We start from the raw sequence: 21,388 nt of genomic DNA, 5'->3' as shown, positions 1-21,388 counted from the left end.
CCGTGGCCTGGCAGCTGCACTACACCTCCGCGCGGCGCGGCCCCACCGGCCGGGCGGGTTTCCAGTTCGTCGCGGAGACGCCCGGGCTGCCCGACGGGGTCCGGGCGGGCGTGACGCCGTACCTGTCATACCGTCCGCCGCCCGACGCGCCGCCGTCGCCCGACGACTCCGAGCTGGGCCTGTTCCCCGTGTCGCTGCTGTACGACCGGGTGGACGGCCGTCCGCTGCTGCTGCGCTGCAGCTACCTCGGCCGCGACTACTCGGGCCGCTACGGCAACTTCTTCGCGCACGCGGTGGTGGCCGAGCCGGACGAGCTGGAGGGCGTGCGGCCCGCCGAACTCTGGCACGCGCCGCACTGGACGCACCGCCCGGAGCCGGAGACGCCGGTTCTGGAGTCCCTGGACGAACTGGTCCCCGGCGCGGCGCTCGATCCCGAGGCGCTCGCCGCGTGGCTGTCCGCCTCGGGCCCCGGCGACCCGTACGCGCTGCTCGGCCGTCTCGTGGACGCCGTCGCCGGCGTCCTCGGCCGGGGTCATGGACGGGTCGTGCTCGTCGCCGACGACGTCGAGCTGGTCGCCCGCTGGATCGCGGTCGTGTCGTACTCGCTGCCGGTCGCGGCGGCGGCCCGGCTGTCGTTCGTCACCTACACCGCCGACCCGGACGGCGCGGCGCAGCGCCTCGTCGGCACGACCCCCGCGATCTGGGCCTCCGCGCAGCACCACGCCTCGCACGCCTCCGCGTTCGACCTCCGCAAGGGCGTCCGGGACGGGGACGCGAGCCGGTTCGCGCGGACCGTCGCCGGCTGCTGGCGCGGCCCCGACCTCGCCGGGCTCGACGCCCTCGGCGAGCTGGCGCCGCTGAACGATCCCGCGCAGGAGGCCGCCGCCGCGCTGCTGGCGCTCTGCCGGGGCGACGCGACCGTCACGGCGGCGGAGGAGGGCGCGGCCGCGGAGCTGCTGTCGCGGCGCGGGCCCGGGATCCCCGAATGGGTGTGGCGCGACCTCGTCCCGGGCGTCCCGTCCATGGGCCTGGATCTGGCGCTCGCCCTGCATGAGCGGGCGCGGGCGGCGGGCGCGGCGGAGGTCGCCCGGCAGTGCTCGCTCCGCGTCACCGAGGGGGTGTCGGACGCGCTGGCCGGGGCGTCCGCGCTGGCCGAGATCGCGGCGGCCGCGGGTGTCGCCGGGCGGGCGGGCGTGCCGGTCGACCCCGCGGAGGTGTCCGCGGCGGCGGCGCGGTGCGCACGGCGCGGCGGCGGTGATCTCGGCGCGGCCCTCGCCGGATGCCCCGGCGGGTCGCGCGACGCCCTGCTGGACGGGGTCGTCGCCGGGCTCGCCGGGGCCCGCGAGCGGGAGCGGGCGGCGGTGCTCACGCCCGGGAACTGCGACCTGCTCTACGCGCACGCCGGCCGGCTGCGCGCCGTGCCGGTGATCGCGTGCGCGGTGCTGGCGTCCGTCGGGCGCCGCCGTCCGGGACACCGGATCCCGGTCACCGGCGAGCTGCTGCGGCTCGACGGCGAAACCGGCGGCGAGGTCGACGCCGCGCTGGGCGAGGTGTGGTCGGAGCCGCCGTCCGCCGGTGAATGCGCCGACCTGCTGGACGCGCACGGCGACGCGATGGCCCGGCGTCCCGCGCTGGCGGAGCTGCCGTCCCGGACGTTCACGCGGCTCGCGTTCCCCGGCGGCGACGGCCTCACCGAACCGGCGGCGCTGCGGCTCGCCGAGCGGGTCCGCGAGGTCATGCCCGGCGGCCGGGCGGGACGCGACGCGGCCCTCGTCCGGGCGTACGGGAAGGCGATCACCGCCGGGCCGGCCGGCGCGGCGCGTGCGCTGGCCGACCTCGCGGACGCGGACGGCGCCACCCCGCAACTCGCGGGCGAGGCGTTCGTCGGGGCCGCGCGGCGGCTGTGCCCGCGGCCGCCGGCGTTCCGGGCGGAGCTGCTCGCGGCCCTGTCCCCGTCCGCCCGCGCCCGGCTCGGCGCGCGCTGGACCGCCGAGCTGCCGGGACGTGCCCGCGCCGGGCGCGCCCCGCTGCGCGGCGCCGAGGTCGGGCAGCGCAACGAGCTGGTCGAGGTCGTCCTGCGGCTCAGGGAGCGCGGCGTCACCGAACCCGCCCTGGAGGCATGGGCGCGGGCGGCGGCCACCCGGTGGCTCGCGGCCAAGCAGCTCGACGTCCACCTGGCGCGCAGCCCGCGGTTGCGGGCCTCGCTGCGCGACCTCCTCGGCGACGGCCCGCCCTCTCGCGGGGGGAGGTGAGCCGGTGCATCCCATCCTCGTGCTGCTGCTGATCGCCGTGTGGGGCGCGGCCATGTGGCTCGGGTTCATGTACGTGTTCCCCGTGCTGTTCGCCGCGACGCTCGTCGTCGCCGGGGCCGCCGCCCTGGGCCTGTACTACCTGCACGCGTGCCGGACGCTCGCGCCGTCCACCCTGGAGGGGCCCTCGCCGGTCGCCGAACCGAAGATCGCGTTCCGGCACTACCTGCTGGGGCAGGTGTGGCGGGACTGGTGGACGATCAGCCGCACGGTCGTCCCGCAGGTGTACCGGACGGCCAGGGGCGTCATCGTCCGCCTGACCCGGCTGCTGCTCGGCGGGCTCTGGGGCTTCTTCGTGTTCCCCGTCTGGCTGGCGCTGTGCGCGGGCATCGTGGCCGCCGCCGTCCCGGCCGGCGTGTTCGTGCTGGCGCTCACCTTCCTGTACGGGGTGGTCGCGGCGATCGGGCTCGCCGTGTGGCTGCTGTGCGTGCTCGTCCTGGCGGCGGTGGAACGCGTCTTCATGACGTACGGCCGGATCCTGCAGACGTGCCCGCACCCCTTCTGCTACGAGCGGATCGGCCTGCCCGAGTACGAATGCCCAGGGTGCGGGGCACGGCACGCCCATCTCGCCCCGGGGTCGGGCGGCGCGTTCCGGCACGTGTGCCGGTGCGGGGCTCGGCTGCCCACGACCGTGCCGCTCGGACGGTTCCGGCTGGCCGCGTACTGCCCGCATTGCGGCGGGCGGCTGCCCGAGCGGATCGGGCGGGTCCGCGTGGAGCCGCTGCCGTTCGTCGGCGGCCCGGCCGCCGGCAAGACCACGTTCATGGTCCTCGGCATCCGCGCCCTGCACGCGCGCGTCCGCGCCGTCCACGGGCGGCTCGCGTTCGTCGAGCAGCGGCACGCGCAGGCGTACGCGGGCGCGATCCGCGAGTTCCAGCGCGGCGGGCGGCTCGCCAAGACCGGGCCGGAGCTGCCCCTCGCCACCATGGTGGACGTGGAGCTGCCGGGACGCGCTCGGCGCATCCTCTACCTGTTCGACCCTGCGGGCGAGCACTACACGGGCGCCACGGAGGTGGAGTCACTGCGCTACCTCGACCACAGCGAGGCGCTGCTGTTCGTCGTGGACCCGTTCGCCCTCCCCCAGCTGCGCGGATCCCTGACCGGAGACGAGCGGGAGTTCGTCGACCGGTCCGCCGCGTCGTCGGAGGAGGACCCCGCCGACACGTTGCAGCGGGTCCTGAACGAGCTGCGCTCCCGTCCCGACCAGGGACATCAGAAGCGCGTCGCCGTCGTCGTCACCAAGACCGACCTGCTGGCCCGCACGGAGATCGGCCGCTGCCTGGACACCGAGGCCGGGCTGCGCGAATGGCTCGGCGACGTCGGCCTCGGCAACACCGTCCGGACCCTCGACCAGGTCGCGGGCCAGGTGCGGTACTTCGCGTCCGGTCTGGCCACCGAGCCGGCGGACGTCGCGGACCTGCTCGGCTGGGTGACCGGGCTGGCCCCGGCGGGCGGCGGGGGCGGGCCGGCCGCCGACGCGGCCCAGGAGCTTCCCGGGACGGCGCCGCTGCGCGCCCCGTGGCCGGTGCGCGGCCGCGGCCCGAGCCGCGTCCCCGTCGGCTACCAGGTGGGGCGCTGGGCGGTGCTGTCCGGGCTGTCGGTCCTCACCGTCGCCACCGTGACCGGCGCGGTCGTGGCCGCCGCCGAACGATTCCCCTTCTGAGCGACTGTGACCGACCCCACTTCCTGACATGGAAGATAACGGACCGTCGCCTGATTGAACCCTCTCAGAGCCCCTACCCCGCGGCTCCCTTCCCGACCGAGAGGCGACGATGACGCAGACGGCCGATCCGGCCGCCGGAACGTCTCACGGCCGTGCGCCGGACCGGCGGCTCTGGCTGGTCGTCATGCTCGGGGCGCTGACGGCCGTGGCGCCGCTGTCGATCGACCTGTACCTTCCGGCGCTGCCCGCGCTGACCTCCGACCTGTCGACGGGCGCGGTGCAGGCGCAGCTCACGCTGACCGCGTGCGTCGCCGGCCTCGCCGCGGGGCAGGCGGTGGCGGGGCCGCTCAGCGACACGTTCGGGCGCCGCCGGCCGCTGCTCATCGGCGTCGCCGCCTACGCCGCCGCGTCACTGCTGTGCGCCGCCGCACCGACCGTGGAGACGCTCATCGCGCTGCGGCTGGTGCAGGGCTTCGCCGGGGCCGCCGGGATCGTGATCGCGCGGGCGATCGTCCGCGACCTCTACGACGGCGTGGCCGCCGCCAGGTTCTTCTCGATGCTGATGCTGGTGACCGGGCTGGCGCCGATCCTCGCGCCCGTCTTCGGCGGGCAACTGCTGCGGGTCGTGCCGTGGCCGGGGCTGTTCGCCGTCCTCGCGGGGGTCGGCGTGGCGCTGTTCTTCGCCTCGCTGCTCTGGCTGCGGGAGACGCTGCCGCCCGTGCGGCGCGCGACGGGCGGGCTGCGCGCCACGCTGGGAACGTTCCGGGCGCTGGCGGGCGACCGGACGTTCGCCGGGTACGCGCTGACGATCGGCCTGGCGTTCGCCGCGATGTTCACCTACGTCTCGGGGTCGCCGTTCGTGCTGCAGGACATCTACGGTCTTTCGCCGCAGGCGTTCAGCATCGCGTTCGGCGTCAACGCGCTCGGGCTCGTCATCGCCGGGCAGATCGGCGGCCGGCTCGCGGGGCGCGTACCGCTGCGGCGGCTGCTGGGCATCGGGCTCGGCATCGTGGTCGCGGGCGGGGCGGGCCTGCTCGTCGCCGTCCTCACCGGCGCGGGCCTGTACGCGGTGCTCCCCGCGCTGTTCCTGGTCACCTCCGGGCAGGGGCTCGTGCTGCCGAACACGACCGCCCTCGCGCTGTCGGGCCGCGCGCCCCGGGTGGCGGGCAGCGCGTCGGCGCTCCTCGGCGTCGCGCAGTTCTCGCTGGGCGGGGCCGCCGCGCCCCTGGCGGGGATCGCCGGGCCGGACACCGCCGTCCCGATGGCGGTGTCCATCGCCGTCCTGGCGGTGCTCGCGGCCGCCGCCACCGCGGCCATCACCCGCCCTCCGAGGGTTGCGTCAAAGAACTGATGCCGCGTACGGCCGGCGGTGTGATCGACAGCGAACACAGCGCCGCAGCTTCAGACGCGGCGCTGATCCAGGGCCGCCAGGACGAAGCCGGCGACCTCGTCGGCGAGCTGCTCGGCCGTCTTCGGGCCGTCCGCCCGGTACCAGGACGGCATCTGGTTGACCATGCCGAGCGCGACGATCGTGACGGTCTCGGCGGGCGTCGCGTCGCTGAACACCCCGTCCCGCTGCCCCTGCTCGACGAGACCGCGGAATGTCACGTGGTAGCGGCGGCGGTCGGCGCGGACCGAGCGCATCCGGGCGCTGTCGAGGCGGTGCATCTCGCGGGAGAACACCTTCGCCTCGTCGATGTGGCCGGCCGTGCTCCGGACCAGCCCGGCCAGCACGGCGCGGACGGCCTCGCGCGGCGGCAGCCCGCGCGCCAGCACCTCGCCGAGGTCGGCCAGCTGGCGGGCGATCAGCGAATGGTAGATCTCGTAGAGGAGATCGTCCTTGGAGTCGAAGTAGTGGTAGAGGGCGCCTTTGGTCACCTCGGCGGCCTCCACGATGCCCTGCACGGACGTCCCGTCGAAGCCGCGTTCGGCGAAGAGCGTGAGCGCCGCGTCCAGGATCCTCCGCTCGACCGCGCTCGCCCGCACGGGCGCCGCCGACTCGGGCGCCGGCGGCCCCGGGTCGAGCGTGGGTTCGGTCTTCGCCACGTCGGGCACCTCCCATGGAAAGCTGGGCGTTGACTCCGTGTGCGCCACGCCATAGCTTGCCAGAAAACCGACCGGTCGGTATGCCCCCCGCTGCCCACAGAGCCCGCCGCCTTACAGAGGGAGAGCCCATGCCCGCAGTAGAGACCGTCCGCGGCCCCGTCGACGTCGCCGGCCTGGGACGCACCTTCATGCACGAGCACGTCTTCGTCCTCAGCACCGAGAACGTCCAGAACTACGGCGCGGGCGACTGGTGGGACGAGGACGAGAAGGTCGCCGACGCCGTGGCCAAGCTCCGCGAGCTGGCCGGGCGCGGAATCACCACGATCGCCGACCCCACCGTGTGGGGGCTCGGCCGCTACATCCCGCGGATCCAGCGGATCAACGAGCAGGTACCCGACCTCAACATCATCGTCGCCACGGGGATCTACACCTACCACGACATCCCGTTCCAGTTCCTGCACCGGGGCCCCGGCACGATGGTGGACGAGGGCCCCGACCCGATGATCGCCGACTTCACCCGCGACCTCACCGAGGGCATCGCGGGCACGGGCGTCAAGGCCGCGTTCCTCAAGTGCGCCGTCGACGCCCCCGGCCTCACCTCCGCCGTCGAGCGCATCCTGCGGGCCGTCGCCGCCGCGCACCGCGAGACGGGCGCGCCGGTCACCGTGCACACCGAGAGCTCGATCCACGCCGGGCGGACGGTCGTCGACCTCCTCGGCAAGGAGGGCGTGGATCTCGCCAAGGTGGTCATCGGGCACGCCGGCGACAGCAACGACCTCGACTACCTGATGGAGCTCGCCGACACCGGCGCGATCCTCGGGATGGACCGCTTCGGCCTCGACATCATCAACCCGACCGAGAACCGGGTGGCCACGATCGCGTCGCTGTGCGAGCGCGGCTACGCCGACCGGGTCGTGCTCAGCCACGACGCGAGCTGCTTCATGGACTGGTTCGGCCCCGACCCCGCGACGGTGCCCGCGATGCAGCCGAACTGGCACTACCGGCACATCACCGACGACGTCCTGCCCGCCCTGCGCGCCGCGGGCGTCACCGACGCCCAGATCGACCAGATGCTGGTGGACAACCCCAAGCGCTACTTCACGCGCTGAGGGCCCGGGCGCGGGACGGCGCCCGTCCCGCGCCCGTCCGGCGCCCGCCCGTCCGGCCTCCTCGTGCGACCACCCGGTCATGACCCGCCCGGGGTATACGACTAATCCCCGGAAATCGGGAATCATGGGAGGAACAACGAGGAGGGGCCAGGTGAGCGAGGACACCGTGCGTCGCGGCGCCCGAGCCGCGATACCGATACTCCTGGTCACGCTGCTGTCCCTGCTCGCCCCCGGCTGCCGGATCGTGGAGGGCGGCGCGACCCGGGACGTCCCGCCGCCCGTCACGGCCGCGCCCACCACCACGCCGGCCAAGCCCAGCGGCAGGCGCCCCGGTGTCGTCAACATCAAGACCGAGCAGGACCTGAACGGCACCCGCGCCGCCGGGACCGGCATCGTGCTCGACCCGTCCGGCCTCGTGCTGACCAACAACCATGTGATCCGCGGCGCCACCGAGATCGTGGGCACCGACACCGACGACCGCCGCACCTACACCGCGCAGGTCGTCGGCTACGACCGGGCCGGCGACATCGCGGTGATCCGGCTGAAGGGCGCCTCCCGGCTCAAGGCCGCCGTGTTCGACTCCGCGTCCGGCGTCAACGTCGGCGACCCGGTCACCGCCGTCGGCAACGCGGGCGGCAAGGGCGGCACGCCCAGGGCCGTCACCGGGAAGGTCACCGCCCTGGAGCAGTCCGTCACCGCCCGCGACGACAGCAACGGCACCACCGAGCGCCTCACCGGCCTGATCGAGACCAACGCGCCGATCAAGCCCGGCGACTCGGGCGGCCCGCTGCTGAACACCGCGGGCAAGGTCATCGGCATCAACACCGCCGCGTCCGCCGGTCTGTCGGTGGACGGGGCCGAGGAGAAGAAGAACCACCGCGGGTACGCCATCCCGACCGACCGGGCCCTGGACATCGCCCGGCAGATCCAGCGCGGCGAGGCGTCCACCACCGTGCACATCGGCCCGACCGCCCTGCTCGGCGTCAAGGTCCGCTCCAACGCCAACTCCCCGGGCGCCCGCGTCGCCGAGGTCGTCCCCGGTACCCCCGCCGACACCGCGGGCGTCCCCGTCGGCGCCGCCATCGTCACCTTCGACGGCCGCGCCGTCGACTCCCCCACCGCCCTCACCACGCTGATGATGGCCCACCACCCCGGCGACGTCGTCCAGATGCAGTGGACCACCGCCCAGGGCGCCCACGTGTCCGCGACCGTCCACCTGGGGGAAGGCCCGCCCCAATAGCGCCCGGCGGCACGCGAGCCCGTCCGGCATGCATTGCATTTCCATCCTGCGGATTCGGTCGGGTCCCAGAGGGCGTCCTCATGCGACAGTGGGAGGAATCCAGGCGACCACGAGGATGTGCATGCCATGAGCCGCAAGGCGCCCTCCGGCGACTTCGACGACGCGGGCCTTGAAGTCTCGAAGCCGAAGACGTGGGCCGCGGGCGTGCCCGGTGTCACGGCCGCGCTGCGCCGGTCGTACGAGCAGATGGGGGTGCGGCGCACCGCGCTGACGCTGCTGCGCGTCAACCAGAAGAAGGGCTTCGACTGCCCGGGGTGCGCGTGGCCGGAGGGCGACCACCGGCACACGGCCGAGTTCTGCGAGAACGGCGCGAAGGCCGTCGCCGAAGAGGCGACGACGCGGCGGATCACCCGGGAGTTCTTCGCGCGGCACACCGTCGCCGAGCTGGCGGAACGCTCGGACCACTGGCTCGGGCAGCAGGGGCGGCTGACCGAGCCGATGCTGAAACGCGCCGGGTCCGAGCACTACGAGCCGGTCTCCTGGGACGAGGCGTTCGGGCTGCTCGCGTCCGAGCTGAACGCGCTGGAGTCGCCGGACGAGGCCGTCTTCTACACCTCGGGCCGGACCAGCAACGAGGCCGCGTTCGCCTACCAGCTGTTCGTGCGCTCGTTCGGCACGAACAACCTGCCGGACTGCAGCAACATGTGCCACGAGTCGTCCGGGTCGGCGCTGAGCGAGACGATCGGGATCGGCAAGGGCTCGGTGCTGCTGGAGGACCTCCACCAGGCGGATCTGATCTTCGTCGTCGGGCAGAACCCGGGGACGAACCATCCGCGGATGCTGTCGGCGCTGGAACGGGCCAAGAAGGAGGGCGCCCGGATCATCGCCGTCAACCCGCTGCCCGAGGCGGGGCTGATGCGGTTCAAGAACCCGCAGCGTCCGTCCGGCGTGACCGGGCAGGGCACGGTGCTCGCCGACCGGTTCCTGCAGATCCGGCTGAACGGCGACCTCGCCCTGTTCCAGGCGCTCAACCGGCTGCTGCTGGAATCGGACGCGCCCGACGCCGTCGACCGCGGGTTCCTCGACGCGCACGCCCACGGGTTCGAGGCGTTCGAAGAACACGTCCTCGGCCTGGACTGGGACGACGTGCTGGAGGCGACCGGGCTGACCCGCGACGAGATCTCCGCGGCGCTCGGCGACGTCCTCGGCGCCGGGCGGATCATCGTCTGCTGGGCGATGGGCCTCACCCAGCACCGCAACTCGGTGCCGACGATCCGCGAGATCGTCAACTTCCTGCTGCTGCGCGGCAACATCGGCCGTCCCGGCGCGGGCGTCTGCCCGGTGCGCGGCCACTCCAACGTCCAGGGCGACCGGACGATGGGAATCTGGGAGAGGCCGAAGCCCGAGTTCCTGGACGCGCTCGCCGCCGAGTTCGGGTTCGAGCCGCCGCGCGAGCACGGCGTCGACACCGTCGACGCGATCCGCGCCATGCGGGACGGCCGCGCGAAGGTGTTCCTCGGGATGGGCGGCAACTTCGTCCGCGCCACTCCCGACTCGGCCGTCACCGAGGCCGCGCTCCGCAACTGCCGGCTGACCGCGCAGGTGTCCACCAAGCTCAACCGCTCGCACGCCGAGGCCGGCGAGCTGGCGCTGATCCTGCCGACGCTCGGCCGCACCGAACGCGACGAGCAGGAGTCCGGGCCGCAACTGGTGTCCGTCGAGGACTCGATGGGCATGGTGCACGCCTCCCGGGGCCGCCTCGCCCCCGCGTCCGGGCATCTGCTGTCGGAGGTCTCGATCGTCTGCCGTCTCGCGAGGGCGACGCTCCCCGGCTCGGGCATCGGGTGGGACGCGATGGAACGCGACTACGACGTGATCCGCGACCACATCTCCCGTGTCGTTCCGGGCTTCACCGACTACAACGCCCGCGTCCGCGAGCCCTCCGGCTTCACCCTCCCCCACGCCCCGCGCGACGAGCGCAGGTTCCCGACCGCGACCGGCAAGGCCAACCTGACGGTCAACGAGCTGGAGGTCCTGCGAATCCCGGAGGGGCGGCTGCTGCTGCAGACCGTCCGGAGCCACGACCAGTTCAACACCACCATCTACGGGCTGGACGACCGCTACCGCGGCATCAAGGCCGGACGCCGCGTCGTGTTCGTCAACCCCGCCGACCTGTCCGCCCTCGGCCTGGACGACGGCGCGGCGGTCGACCTCGTCTCCGAATGGTCGGACGGCGTCGAACGCCGCGCGCCGTCCTTCCGCGTCGTGGCCTACCCGACCGCGCCGGGCTGCGCGGCGGCGTACTTCCCGGAGACCAACGTCCTGGTCCCCCTCGACAGCACCGCCGAGGTGAGCAACACCCCGACGTCCAAATCCGTCGTCGTCCGCCTCGAACCGGCACGGCCCTGACCGGGTCCGCCTGGTTTAGGCTCGGTGCATGACGAACCTCCCCGAGCGCGCCGGATCCCCCGCGACGCCGGAGATGCGCGCCGGCGACGCCGACCGCGAGCGGGTCGCGCAGGTGCTGCGCGACGCGGCGGGCGACGGGCGGCTGACCCTGGCCGAGCTGGACGAGCGGCTGGACGCGGTGTACGCGGCCAAGACGTACGGGGAGCTGGAGCCGATCACCCGGGACCTGCCCGCGCCGGGCGCCTCCCCGCCGCCCGCCCCGCTGTCCGGGGCGCCGGACTGGCGCCCGCTGGAGGGCGCGCCGACGTGGAAGAGCGGCATCGGGATCATGAGCGGGTTCCGGCGGGCGGGCGTGTGGAACGTCCCCCGCAGGTTCCGCGCGTTCGCGTTCTGGGGCGGCGGCAAGATCGACCTGCGGGAGGCGCGGTTCGACGAGCCGGAGACGACGATCCGGGCGCTGGCCGTCATGGGCGGCTTCGAGATCATCGTGCCGGACGACATCACCGTGCACGTCAAGGGGCTCGGGATCATGGGCGGTTTCGACCAGCGGGCGAGCGGACCCGGCGTGCCCGGCGCGCCCACGGTCGTCGTCAAGGGGCTGGCGTTCTGGGGCGGCGTCGGGGTGAAGCGCCGCAGGTCGAGCCGGCAGAAGAAGCGCGACAAGGAACTCAAGGGGCCCGAGACCGACTGACTAGCCGTCGGCGATCCGGTCCAGCCATTCGTTGAGCAGGGCCGCCTCCGGCGCGGACAGGCGCGTCGGCGGGTCGGCGGTCAGGGCGGCGCGCAGGGCCACGGCGTGTGCGGCCGCCGGCGCGGCCGCGTTCTCCTGCCCGCCGGGTGAGACGGTGATCGCGCCGAGGATCGCCTCCCTCGTCCGGACCGACAGCTCGCCGTCGTCCCCGCCGGAGATGATCGCGAAGGTGACGCCGACCCCGGCCGCGTGGATCATCCGGGCGGCGGTGCCGACGGGGACGCGCAGGCGCCCGGCGCGGGCGACGGCGCCGACGAGTCCGAGCAGGATGCCGTGCGCCTCGTCCGCGACGGGCGGCGTGCGGGACGTCCCGTACATCAGCGTGTAGAACGCGGGGTTCGTCCGCCCGTACTCGATGTGCAGGTCCCAGCCGCGGCGCAGGTCGTCGACCGGGTCGCCGGTGCCGTCCTGGGCGCGCTTGCTCGCCAGGTACTCCTCGAACCCGTACGCGGCGACGGCGTCGAACAGGCCGCGCTTGTCGCCGAAGTGGTGGTAGAGGGTCGGCGCCCCGACGCCGGCGGCCGTGCAGACGGCGCGTGTGGAGACCGGCTCGCCGCCGGCCTCGGTGAGCAGCCGGACGGCCGCCCGCAGGATCCGGTCCCGGGTGTCGGGGTCCTTCTGAGCAGTCACAACATCGATGTTACAGAAAATTGCCGAGCATCGCTATGCACAGCGATATAGCGACGCTATGTTGGGTGATGTATCGATGCTATGGACGACACACGAGAGGGAGGCTGCCATGCGCAGCGCGCTTCTGTCCGCACCCGGCAAGCCGCTGGAGATCGTCGAGCGGGAGGTGCCCGAGCCGGGCCCCGGCGAGATCCTGGTCGAGGTCACCGCGTGCGGGATGTGCTACTCGGAGGTCAACCACCTGCGGGGCCACTATCCGTTCGGGACGTTCCCGACCGTCCCCGGGCACGAGATCAGCGGCGTCGTCGCCGCGCTCGGCGAGGGCGTCGCCTGGCCGGAGGTCGGCACGCCGGTCGGCGCCGCGTGGCTGTACGGGTCATGCGGCCACTGCGACCAGTGCGTGCGCGGCGACCAGATCCTGTGCACCGGCGCGCCGAGGCCCGTCACCGGGGTCAACCGCGACGGCGGCTACGCCGAGTACTTCGTCGGCCGCGCCGGGTTCGTCACCCCGCTGCCGGACGGTCTGGACCCGGTGGCGGGCGCGCCGCTGATGTGCGCCGGGATCACCGCGTTCAACGGACTGCGGCAGGCGGGCGCGGTCCCCGGGTCGAAGGTCGCGGTCCTCGGCACCGGCGGCGTCGGGACGCTCGCGGTCCGGTTCGCCGCCGCGATGGGCGCCCGGGTCGCCGTGGTGTCCCGGTCGCGCCGCGCCGAGGACACCGCGAAGGGCTTCGGCGCCGAACTGTTCGTGGCGACCGAGGAACAGGACCCGGCCGAGGCGCTGCAGAAGTGGGGCGGCGCGGACGTGGTGATGAACACCGCGCCCGACACCGCCACGGGGCTGGCCGCCTTCGGCGGCCTGCGCCCGGACGGCACCCTGCTCTTCCTCGGCTTCGACGCCGCCAACGTGGACGTGCCGCCCCTCGCCCTCGTCGCCAACCGGCTGCGGGTGATGGGAAACCCGTCCGGCTCCCCGCACGACCTGCGCGACACCCTCGCCTTCGCGGTGGCGCACGGGATCGTCCCCGAGGTCACGCCCGTCACGCTGGACGACGCGCCGCGCGTCCTCGCCGAGATGGACGAGGGCGTCCACCGGAGCCGCGCGGTCATCACGTTCGGGTGAGGCGGCGCTCCTTCCGGAGGACGACGGCCCCCAGCCCCCCGCCGGGCGGCCTCCCCTCCGCTACGGACGCCGCTTCGGCCAGGGACGGGCCTGCTCGTAGGCGTGGCAGGCGGCCATGACCAGGGCGTCGGCGTGCCGGGCGCCGACGACCTGGAGGCCGATGGGCAGGCCGCCGGAGGTGAAGCCGCAGGGCAGGTTCGCGGCGGGCTGCTGGGTCATGTTGAACGGGTAGGTGAACGGGGTCCAGCTCGTCCAGCGCGGGGACGGAGAACCCGGCGGGACCTCCAGACCCGCCTCGAACGCCGCGATCGGCATCGTCGGGGTGAGCAGCAGGTCGTAGCGCTCGTGGAACAGGCCCATGATGCGACCCAGCTCCATGCGGCGCGCCGTGGCGGTCAGGTACTCGCTTGCGGAGTAGCGGTCGCCCTGATCGCAGATCTCCCGCAGCCCTGGGTCGAGCCGCGCGCGGGCCTCGGGCGGCAGGTGCTCGACGACCTTCGCGGCGCCCGCGAACCACAGCACCTCGAACTCCTCGACCGGGTCGCCGCCGAGACCGGGGTCGGCCTGCTCGACCTTCGCGCCGAGCTCGGCGAAGAACTCGGCGGCGGCCGCGACCGACGCCGCGACCTCGGGATCGACCTTCGCGAACCCGAGGTCGGGGCTGAACGCGACGCGCAGGCCGGTCAGGTCGTCCAGGCCGCCCTCGCTGAACGGGACGTCCGGCGGCGGAAGCGACGACCAGTCGCGGCCGTCGTGGCCGCAGATCGCGTCGAGCAGCAGCGCCGCGTCCGCGACCGTGTTCGTCATCGGGCCGGTGTGCGCGAGCGTCCCGAACGGGCTCGCCGGGTAGTGCGGGATGCGGCCGTAGGTCGGCTTGATGGTGAAGATGCCGGTGAACGCGGCGGGGATGCGCACCGAGCCGCCGCCGTCGGTGCCGAGGGCGAGCGGCGCCATGCCCGCCGCGACCGCCGCCGCCGCGCCGCCGCTCGACCCGCCCGGTGTGCGGGACGGATCCCACGGGTTGCGGGTGACGCCGGTGAGCGGGTTGTCGGTCACGCCCTTCCACGCGAACTCGGGCGTGGTCGTCTTGCCGACGAACACCGCGCCCTGCTCGCGCAGGCGCGCGACGGACGGGGCGTCCTCGTCCCACGGGCCCGCCGGGTCGATCGTCGTGGAGCCGCGCAGCGTGGGCCAGCCGCGGGTGAGCAGGATGTCCTTGATGGAGACGGGCACGCCGTCCAGCGGGCCGAGCGTCGTGCCGCGCCGCCGCCGGTCGGCCGCCTCGCGGGCCATGGCGAGCGTGGTCTCCTCGTCGACGAGGCAGAACGCGTTGAGCCGGGGGTCGTCCCGCTCGATCCGGGCGAGGACCGCCTCGGCGGCCTCGACCGGGGAGAGCGTCCCGGCCTCGTACTGCTCCAGCAGCTCGGTCGCGGTCAGATCGGCCGCGTCGGTCCCGGTCGCCTCTGTCTTGGTCACGGTCACTGCTACCCCCTCTGTGTCACAGGTGAGCCGACGTAGCCGAGCCGCTTGTCCACGACGTTGTGGAGCCCGCGGCCGGTCGCGTAGCGGTCGAAGTTGCCCGCGAACAGCCGGACGAGCTCGTCCCGCCAGCCGATCACGTCGCCGGACATGTGCGGGGAGACGACGACGTTCGGCATGTCCCACAGCGGCGACGACGCCGGGAGCGGCTCGTCCTCGAAGACGTCGAGCGCCGCGCCCGCGATCCGGCCCGCCCGCAGCGCCGCGACCAGGTCGGCCTCGGCCACCAGCTGCCCGCGCCCCACGTTGATCAGCCGCGCGGACGGCCGCATCCGGTCCAGCGCGGCGGCGTCGATCATGCCGCGGGTCTGCGGGGTGAGCGGCGCCGCCAGCACGACGTAGTCGGCCCCGGCGAACGCCTCGTCCAGCCGCTCCACCGGGTGGACGAGCCCGAAATCGGGGTCGCCGTCGCGGGCCGTGCGGCCGGCGCCGGACACCGCCAGGCCGGCGGCGGACAGGCGGCGCGCGATCGCGCGGCCGATCGGCCCGGTGCCGACGACCAGCGCGCGGGCGCCGGTGATCCGCTCGGTCTCGCGGTGCCGCCAGTGCCGCTCGCCCTGCAGCCGGACGGTCGTGTGCAGGTCCTTGGCGAACGTCAGGACCAGCCCGAGGACGTACTCCGCGATCGGCTCGTCGAAGACGCCGCGCGAGTTGGTGACGACCGCGTCGCTCTCGACCAGGCCAGGGAACAGCAGCCGGTCGACGCCCGCGCTCGCGATGTGCACCCAGTCGGGGCCGCCGTCCCGCGGCCACGCCCCGGCGAGGGCGTCGGAGAGGAAATCCCACATGAACAGGACGTCGGCGCCGGGAAGGGCCTCCGCGAGCTCCGGCTCGCGCACGTAGCGGACGCGGGCGCGGCGCTCGACGCCGGCCATGCCGCGCGGCGGGACGTCCCCTACGAGCACCACCACGTCGGGCGGCCCACCGGGTGCGGGCGGAACATGCTCCATCGGCGCCACTTTCAGGGAGTCCGGAGTTTACGTGAAGGGAACTCGGGGAGGCATTGACACGCTAGGATCGGTTCGTAGGATTGTCAACAATCAGCGCGGTGCACCGCGGCCCTGGTCACCGCACTGAGATCTCGTGTGCTGCAAGACCGTCGCAACCTGCCCATGCAAGGCCAGGACGGATCCCAGAGCGCTCTAACGGAAGAGTCCTTCGGGTGGCGACGCTCTCGCCCACCCCTGTTCACGGGGAGGTCCGGCATGCCCAAGCTCATGACCATCACTCTGGAGCACCGCGGCGTCTCATGCGTCGCGGAACTGCTGGAGAAGGACGCGCCGCGCACCTGCGAGGCGGTGTGGAACTCGCTGCCCCTCGGTGGCGACGCCTACCACGCCAAGTACGCGCGCAACGAGGTCTACACGATGGTCGAGCGGTTCTCCGAGGAAGAGGTCGGCCTGGAGAACCCCACCGTCACGCCGATCCCGGGCGACGTCGTCTACTTCTCCTTCGCCGGCGGCATGCTCGACCGGCGTTTCAAGGAGGAGAAGGGCATCCACGCGCTGCCCGGCGTCATCGACCTGGCGATCTTCTACGGGCGCAACAACCTGCTGCTCAACGGAGACGTCGGATGGGTGCCCGGCAACGTGTACGCGACGATCGTCGACGGGCTCGACCGCATGGCCGAGGCCTGCAACGACGTGTGGCGCTCCGGCGGCGTCGGCGAGCGCCTGGTCTATGACCGTGCTGAGTCCTAGAGCGGTGGGCGCGCAGATGACGTTCGACCCAACGCTGGTCGTCGGCCCCGAGCTGCTCGCCCAGCACGGCATCGGCGTGGTCGCGCCTTTCGACTTCGCCCTTGACCGCGAGCTGTGGCGGTGGACGCCCGACGACGTGTCCCTGTTCATGACCCGGCTGCCGTACGTGCCGGTGCCGGTCACCGTCGAGATGGCGTCCGCGCTGTCGGACCAGTCCATCGTCCGGCAGGCCACCCGGGACGTGCTCTCCCCCGAGCCGCTCGCCGTCGCCTACGCCTGCGCGTCGGGGAGCTTCATCGGCGGCAAGGCCGGCGAGATGCGGCTGCACCAGTCGATGACGATGGCCGGCGCACCCGTGTCGACGACGACCTCGGGCGCGCTGGTGGAGTCGCTGCGGCTGCTCGACATCAGCCGTATCGCGGTCGTCACGCCCTACATAGACGCCGTCACCGAACGGCTGGTGTCCTTTCTCGGCGAGTACGGCATCGACGTGGTGTCGTCGGTCGGGATGGGGCTCCTCAGCCACATCTGGAAAGTCGGCTACGGCGAGATCGTGTCGGCGGTGTCGACGGTCGACGCCCCGGAGGCCGAGGCGGTCTTCATCAGCTGCACGAACGTGCCGACCTACGACATCATCGCCCCGCTGGAACAGATGATCGGCAAGCCGGTCCTGACCGCCAACCAGGTCACGATGTGCGCGGCGCTGCGCTCGATGGGCCGCTCCGCGGCCGGTCCCGGGCAGTCGCTCGTACAGCTGGCCCCGTCCACCGCAGCCTGATCGCCGATGATCCGCAAAGGTAGGATTGACGACTCCATGCTTGAGAACGGGTTGCGCGCCGGGTTCCTCTACCCCGGCTACAGCGCTGAGGACGACTACCCCGCCATCGAGCGCGCTCTCGGCGGCGTGAGCCTCCCGGTCGTGCACACGCTGATGCGCGAGGACGCCCACAGGGTCGACGCCCTGCTGGACATCGGCGGCGCCGACGTACTCGGCGACGGCGCCCGCGCGCTGCGCGGCATGGGCGTCCGGTCCGCCGTGTGGGCCTGCACCAGCGGGAGCTTCGTGTTCGGCTGGGACGGTGCCGCGCAGCAGGTCGAGGGCGTCCGCGAGGCCGCGGGCGTCCCCGCGTCCAGCACGTCGTTCGCGTTCGTGAACGCCGCCCGCGCCCTCGGCGTGACGCGGGTCGCGGTCGCGGCGACCTATCCGTCCGACGTCGCGGAGCGGTTCGCCGCGTTCCTCGGCCACGCCGGCATCGAGGTGGTGGCGCTGTCCTGCCGGGGCATCGTCACCGCCGCCGAGGTCGGCACCCTGGGCCGCGAGGAGGTCCTCGCGTTCGTCGCCGCCAACGACCATCCGGACGCCGAGGCGGTGCTGGTGCCCGACACCGCACTGCACACCGTGTCCTGGCTCGACAAGCTGGAGGCACGGGTCGGCAAGCCCGTGCTGACCGCCAACCAGGTGAGCGTGTGGGAGGGGCTGCGGCTCGCGTCCGGTCCCGGGGGACTCTCACCGCGCACCGGGCTGGGCCGGCTGTTCGCCGTGCCCGCCACCGTCCCGCCGGGCGTCTTCGAGCACGAACGAGATACCCGGCAGCTATGAGGAAAGGACCCGCGGCATGGGCCGATTGGGTGAGCTGGAACCCGTCCCCCGCAAGTCGACCGTCGAGATCGTCTCCGACGAGCTGCGCGCGGCGATCATGTACGGGTCGCTGGAACCCGGCGCCCAGCTCGGCGAGGTCGAGCTGGCCGGCCGGCTGGGCATCAGCCGCGGCCCGCTGCGCGAGGCGATGCAGCGGCTCGTCCAGGAGGGACTGCTGGTCAGCGAGCCGCACCGCGGGCTGTTCGTGATCACGCTGGACGAGGGGGACGTCGAGGACGTCTACCTCGCCCGGCTCGCGATCGAGCGGGAGGCCTGCCAGCTGATCATGGAGCGGAACCGCGGTGAGGCCGTCGCCCGGCTCACCGAGGCCCTGGAGGCGCTCATCGACGCCGCGAGCGAACGCGACCGGGTCGCGATGAGCGACGCCGACCAGGCGTTCCACGAGGTGCTGGTCAGCTCGTCCGGCAGCCGGCGGCTGGAGCGGATGGCGCACACCCTGCTGGTGGAGACCCGCATGTGCCTGAACGCGCTGCAGGACACCTACCCGGAGCCGTCCGAACTGGTCGAGGAGCACTCGCGGCTGGTCGACGCGATCGGCGACGGCGAGGAGGAGCGGCTGCTGACCCTCATCGAGGAGCACATGACCGACTCCATCGACCGGCTCCGCGTCTCCTAGCCGCGGCATTCGCGGCGGCGCCCCCTCGGCGCTGGACATCCGGGCCGAGGGCCACCTACATTGCAGATTGTCGACAATCTACGAAGGCACCGGAGGGACGACGCATGGCGAAGCTGTCACCCCTGCTCAAGCAGGCCACCCCCGTCCTGGCCGAGCGCGGCGAGGGCGTCTACCTGTACGACACCGACGGCCGCCGGCACCTGGACTTCACCGCGGGCATCGGCGTCACGGGCACCGGCCACTGCCACCCGCGCGTGGTCGAGGCGGCGCAGCGGCAGGTCGGCACGCTGATCCACGGGCAGTACACGACGGTCATGCACGAACCCCTGCTGCGGCTCACCGACGCGCTCGGCGAGGTGCTGCCGTCCGGCCTCGACTCGCTGTTCTTCCTCAACAGCGGCAGCGAGGCCGTCGAGGCGTCCATCCGGCTGGCCCGGCATGCCACCGGCCGGCAGAACATCGTCGTCTTCCACGGCTCGTTCCACGGCCGGACGATGGGAGCCGCCGCGCTGACCACCGCGGGCACCAAGTTCCGCGCCGGGATCGGCCCGCTGATGCCGGGCGCCGCCATCGCGCCGTTCCCGCAGGCGTACCGGTACGGCTGGGACGAGCAGGAGGCCACCCGGTTCGCGCTGCGCGAGCTGGACTACCTGCTCGTCACCGCGAGCCCCGCGTCCGACACGGCGGCGTTCATCGTCGAGCCCGTCCTCGGCGAGGGCGGCTACATCCCCGCACCGGACGGGTTCCTGGAGGGGCTGCGCGAGCGCGCCGACCGGCACGGCATCCTGCTGATCATGGACGAGGTGCAGACCGGGTTCGGCCGGACCGGCCGGTTCTGGGGCCACGAGCACTCCGCCGCGCGTCCCGACGTCCTCATCACCGCCAAGGGCCTGGCCAGCGGGTTCCCGCTGTCGGCGATCGCCGCGCCCACCGAGCTGATGGAGAAGGCCCGTCCCGGCTCGCAGGGCGGCACCTACGGCGGCAACGCCGTCGCCTGCGCCGCCGCGCTCGCCACGCTCCAGGTCATCCAGGACGAGGACCTCGTCGGCAACGCCGCCCGGCAGGGCGCGCGGCTGAACGACGGCCTCCGCAAGGTCGCCGCCGACCACCCGGAGATCGGCGACGTCCGCGGGCTCGGGCTCATGCAGGCCAGCGAGTTCACCACGCCCGGCGGCGAGCCCGACGCGGCCGCCGCGCAGCGGGCGCACCAGGCGGCGACCGAGCGCGGGCTCCTGCTGCTGACCTGCGGCGCGTACGGCAACGTCGTCCGGATGATCCCGCCGCTGATCGTCACCGAGTCGCAGATCGACGACGCCCTCGGCCTCTGGTCGCAGTCCGTCGCGGACGCGGTCGGCTGAGCCGCCTCGGACGCGGAACGGCGCCCGGCGGGAGGATCCGCCGGGCGCCCGTGTTCAGGACTGCGCGACCGCGCCTTCCTTGAGGAGGGTCTCGGCGTCGTCGAAGCCGAGGTCGTCCAGGACGGCGCGGGTCTGGCCGCCGGGGAGGGCGGGGACGCCGTCGGTCTCGGCGGCGGTCCGCGAGAAGCGCGGGGCGGGGGCGGGCTGCGGATGGCCGGCCATCTCGGGGAAGACGTCGCGGGACGTGTTGTACGGGTGTTCGGCGGCCTCGGTCAGGGACAGGACGGGCGCCACGCAGGCGTCGCTGGGGACGAAGATCTCCGTCCATTCGTCGCGGGTCTTCGTGCGGAAGACGGCGGCGAAGCGGTCGCGGAGGGCGGGCCAGCCGGACTGGTCGTGCTGGGCGGGGAGGTCCTCGCCTTCGAGGCCGATGAGGCGGAGGAACTCGGCGTAGAACTGGGACTCGATCGCGCCGACGGCCATGTGGCGGCCGTCGGAGGTCTCGTACACGTCGTACCAGGGCGCGCCGGTGTCGAGCATGTTGACGCCGCGGCGGTCCTCCCACATGCCGCCCCGGAGGAAGCCGTGGATGAAGGTGGACAGGTGCGCGGCGCCGTCCACGATGGCGGTGTCGACGACCTGGCCGCGTCCGCTGGTCTTGGACTCCAGTAGGGCGGACAGGACGCCGACGACGAGGTACATACTGCCGCCGGCGAAGTCACCGAGGAGGTTCATCGGGACCTGCGGCGGGCCGCCGGCGCGGCCGATGGCGTGCAGGGCGCCGGTGATGGCGATGTAGCCGACGTCGTGGCCGGCCGTCTGGGAGAGGGGGCCCTCCTGGCCCCAGCCGGTCATCCGGCCGTAGACGAGTTTCGAGTTGCGGGCGAGGCAGTCGTCCGGGCCGAGGCCGAGGCGCTCGGTGACGCCGGGCCGGAACCCTTCGAGGAGGACGTCGGACTTCTCGACCAGGCGGAGGACGACCTCCTTGCCCTTCTCGCTCTTGAGGTCGATCGCGATCGAGCGCTTGCCGCGGTTGCTGAAGTCGGTGCCGCCGGTCGCCTGGCCCGCCCTGACCGCGGAGGCGCGGTCGACGCGGATCACATCGGCGCCGAGGTCGGCGAGCAGCATCGCGGCGAACGGCCCCGGCCCGATCCCGGCCAGCTCGATCACCCGTACTCCGGACAGCGGCCCCTGGCCCATGTGCGACTCCCTGAATCTCGTTCGGTGACCCTAGT

Annotated in this window: 18 protein-coding genes; 13 read left to right on the top strand and 5 right to left on the bottom strand. The window is 73.5% G+C overall.

Annotation, left to right across the window (positions count from 1 at the left end; translation table 11 throughout):
• Window positions 1-2 precede the first annotated feature (2 nt).
• From ACGFIS_RS26720 to ACGFIS_RS26710, 3 genes are all read left to right on the top strand, one after another.
• On the top strand, window positions 3-2,252 hold the full coding sequence (locus tag ACGFIS_RS26720; RefSeq protein ID WP_392972961.1) for a hypothetical protein: 2,250 nt from the start codon (window positions 3-5) through the stop codon (window positions 2,250-2,252).
• 4 nt (window positions 2,253-2,256) lie between these two features.
• Window positions 2,257-3,972 (top strand): hypothetical protein, encoded by a 1,716-nt coding sequence (locus ACGFIS_RS26715; protein ID WP_392898175.1) that lies wholly within the window; start codon window positions 2,257-2,259, stop codon window positions 3,970-3,972.
• A 109-nt stretch (window positions 3,973-4,081) separates the two neighbouring features.
• Entirely contained in the window at window positions 4,082-5,323 is a 1,242-nt protein-coding gene (locus ACGFIS_RS26710) for a multidrug effflux MFS transporter (RefSeq protein ID WP_392898178.1), read from the top strand.
• Between the two features lie 50 nt (window positions 5,324-5,373).
• Here ACGFIS_RS26710 and ACGFIS_RS26705 read toward each other — a convergent pair whose 3' ends face one another.
• Window positions 5,374-6,018, bottom strand: coding sequence for a TetR/AcrR family transcriptional regulator (locus ACGFIS_RS26705; protein WP_392898181.1), 645 nt, complete (start codon window positions 6,016-6,018; stop codon window positions 5,374-5,376).
• Window positions 6,019-6,146: 128 nt separating this feature from the next.
• On the opposite strand from ACGFIS_RS26705, the gene ACGFIS_RS26700 reads away from it, so the two are divergent.
• From ACGFIS_RS26700 to ACGFIS_RS26685, 4 genes are all read left to right on the top strand, one after another.
• Window positions 6,147-7,127 carry a phosphotriesterase gene (locus ACGFIS_RS26700; protein ID WP_392898184.1) on the top strand — a complete coding sequence of 327 codons (981 nt, stop codon included), beginning with the start codon at window positions 6,147-6,149 and terminating at the stop codon, window positions 7,125-7,127.
• Between the two features lie 151 nt (window positions 7,128-7,278).
• The gene (locus tag ACGFIS_RS26695; RefSeq protein ID WP_392972959.1) at window positions 7,279-8,367 is read left to right on the top strand and encodes a S1C family serine protease; all 1,089 of its coding nucleotides are present in this window, start codon (window positions 7,279-7,281) and stop codon (window positions 8,365-8,367) included.
• Between the two features lie 126 nt (window positions 8,368-8,493).
• Complete coding sequence (locus tag ACGFIS_RS26690; protein ID WP_392898193.1) at window positions 8,494-10,776, top strand: FdhF/YdeP family oxidoreductase; 2,283 nt, start codon at window positions 8,494-8,496, stop codon at window positions 10,774-10,776.
• A gap of 28 nt (window positions 10,777-10,804) precedes the next feature.
• Window positions 10,805-11,467 (top strand): DUF1707 domain-containing protein, encoded by a 663-nt coding sequence (locus tag ACGFIS_RS26685; protein ID WP_392898195.1) that lies wholly within the window; start codon window positions 10,805-10,807, stop codon window positions 11,465-11,467.
• On the opposite strand, the gene ACGFIS_RS26680 is transcribed toward ACGFIS_RS26685, so the two are convergent.
• A complete protein-coding gene (locus tag ACGFIS_RS26680; RefSeq protein WP_392898197.1) occupies window positions 11,468-12,157 on the bottom strand; it encodes a TetR/AcrR family transcriptional regulator in 690 nt (229 codons plus the stop codon).
• A 109-nt stretch (window positions 12,158-12,266) separates the two neighbouring features.
• Here ACGFIS_RS26680 and ACGFIS_RS26675 point away from each other — a divergent pair, with 109 nt between their 5' ends.
• Window positions 12,267-13,280: an alcohol dehydrogenase catalytic domain-containing protein gene (locus ACGFIS_RS26675; protein WP_392972957.1), complete on the top strand. Its 1,014-nt coding sequence runs from the start codon at window positions 12,267-12,269 to the stop codon at window positions 13,278-13,280.
• 60 nt (window positions 13,281-13,340) lie between these two features.
• On the opposite strand, the gene ACGFIS_RS26670 is transcribed toward ACGFIS_RS26675, so the two are convergent.
• Together ACGFIS_RS26670 and ACGFIS_RS26665 are read right to left on the bottom strand one after the other, a co-directional pair.
• Window positions 13,341-14,762: an amidase gene (locus ACGFIS_RS26670; protein ID WP_392898202.1), complete on the bottom strand. Its 1,422-nt coding sequence runs from the start codon at window positions 14,760-14,762 to the stop codon at window positions 13,341-13,343.
• Window positions 14,763-14,764: 2 nt separating this feature from the next.
• Complete coding sequence (locus ACGFIS_RS26665; protein ID WP_392972955.1) at window positions 14,765-15,769, bottom strand: D-2-hydroxyacid dehydrogenase; 1,005 nt, start codon at window positions 15,767-15,769, stop codon at window positions 14,765-14,767.
• 267 nt (window positions 15,770-16,036) lie between these two features.
• Here ACGFIS_RS26665 and ACGFIS_RS26660 point away from each other — a divergent pair, with 267 nt between their 5' ends.
• From ACGFIS_RS26660 to ACGFIS_RS26640, 5 genes are all read left to right on the top strand, one after another.
• Window positions 16,037-16,519: a DUF3830 family protein gene (locus tag ACGFIS_RS26660; protein WP_392899565.1), complete on the top strand. Its 483-nt coding sequence runs from the start codon at window positions 16,037-16,039 to the stop codon at window positions 16,517-16,519.
• Window positions 16,520-16,535: 16 nt separating this feature from the next.
• On the top strand, window positions 16,536-17,297 hold the full coding sequence (locus ACGFIS_RS26655; RefSeq protein WP_392898208.1) for an Asp/Glu racemase: 762 nt from the start codon (window positions 16,536-16,538) through the stop codon (window positions 17,295-17,297).
• Between the two features lie 36 nt (window positions 17,298-17,333).
• Window positions 17,334-18,119: a maleate cis-trans isomerase gene (locus ACGFIS_RS26650; RefSeq protein WP_392898211.1), complete on the top strand. Its 786-nt coding sequence runs from the start codon at window positions 17,334-17,336 to the stop codon at window positions 18,117-18,119.
• A gap of 16 nt (window positions 18,120-18,135) precedes the next feature.
• Window positions 18,136-18,795, top strand: a complete 660-nt coding sequence (locus ACGFIS_RS26645; protein WP_392898214.1) for a GntR family transcriptional regulator — start codon at window positions 18,136-18,138, stop codon at window positions 18,793-18,795.
• Window positions 18,796-18,899: 104 nt separating this feature from the next.
• Window positions 18,900-20,153, top strand: coding sequence for an aspartate aminotransferase family protein (locus tag ACGFIS_RS26640; protein ID WP_392898217.1), 1,254 nt, complete (start codon window positions 18,900-18,902; stop codon window positions 20,151-20,153).
• Between the two features lie 54 nt (window positions 20,154-20,207).
• Here ACGFIS_RS26640 and ACGFIS_RS26635 read toward each other — a convergent pair whose 3' ends face one another.
• The gene (locus ACGFIS_RS26635) at window positions 20,208-21,353 is read right to left on the bottom strand and encodes a CaiB/BaiF CoA transferase family protein (RefSeq protein WP_392972953.1); all 1,146 of its coding nucleotides are present in this window, start codon (window positions 21,351-21,353) and stop codon (window positions 20,208-20,210) included.
• Window positions 21,354-21,388: the final 35 nt, after the last annotated feature.

It is taken from the genome of Spirillospora sp. NPDC048824, from assembly GCF_043198455.1.
In the GTDB taxonomy this organism is placed as follows: Bacteria; Actinomycetota; Actinomycetes; order Streptosporangiales; family Streptosporangiaceae; genus Spirillospora.
This window is presented reverse-complemented; position numbering and strand designations above follow the sequence as displayed.

What these genes read in the sequence shown, in the direction of transcription:
- ACGFIS_RS26710 (WP_392898178.1), top strand. Translation starts at nt 4,082, where the DNA reads ATGACGCAGACGGCCGATCCGGCCGCCGGAACGTCTCACGGCCGTGCG.
- ACGFIS_RS26700 (WP_392898184.1), top strand. Translation starts at nt 6,147, where the DNA reads ATGCCCGCAGTAGAGACCGTCCGCGGCCCCGTCGACGTCGCCGGCCTG.
- ACGFIS_RS26690 (WP_392898193.1), top strand. Translation starts at nt 8,494, where the DNA reads ATGAGCCGCAAGGCGCCCTCCGGCGACTTCGACGACGCGGGCCTTGAA.
- ACGFIS_RS26685 (WP_392898195.1), top strand. Translation starts at nt 10,805, where the DNA reads ATGACGAACCTCCCCGAGCGCGCCGGATCCCCCGCGACGCCGGAGATG.
- ACGFIS_RS26675 (WP_392972957.1), top strand. Translation starts at nt 12,267, where the DNA reads ATGCGCAGCGCGCTTCTGTCCGCACCCGGCAAGCCGCTGGAGATCGTC.
- ACGFIS_RS26665 (WP_392972955.1), bottom strand. Translation starts at nt 15,769, where the DNA reads ATGGAGCATGTTCCGCCCGCACCCGGTGGGCCGCCCGACGTGGTGGTG.
- ACGFIS_RS26660 (WP_392899565.1), top strand. Translation starts at nt 16,037, where the DNA reads ATGACCATCACTCTGGAGCACCGCGGCGTCTCATGCGTCGCGGAACTG.
- ACGFIS_RS26655 (WP_392898208.1), top strand. Translation starts at nt 16,536, where the DNA reads ATGACGTTCGACCCAACGCTGGTCGTCGGCCCCGAGCTGCTCGCCCAG.
- ACGFIS_RS26650 (WP_392898211.1), top strand. Translation starts at nt 17,334, where the DNA reads ATGCTTGAGAACGGGTTGCGCGCCGGGTTCCTCTACCCCGGCTACAGC.
- ACGFIS_RS26645 (WP_392898214.1), top strand. Translation starts at nt 18,136, where the DNA reads ATGGGCCGATTGGGTGAGCTGGAACCCGTCCCCCGCAAGTCGACCGTC.
- ACGFIS_RS26640 (WP_392898217.1), top strand. Translation starts at nt 18,900, where the DNA reads ATGGCGAAGCTGTCACCCCTGCTCAAGCAGGCCACCCCCGTCCTGGCC.
- ACGFIS_RS26635 (WP_392972953.1), bottom strand. Translation starts at nt 21,353, where the DNA reads ATGGGCCAGGGGCCGCTGTCCGGAGTACGGGTGATCGAGCTGGCCGGG.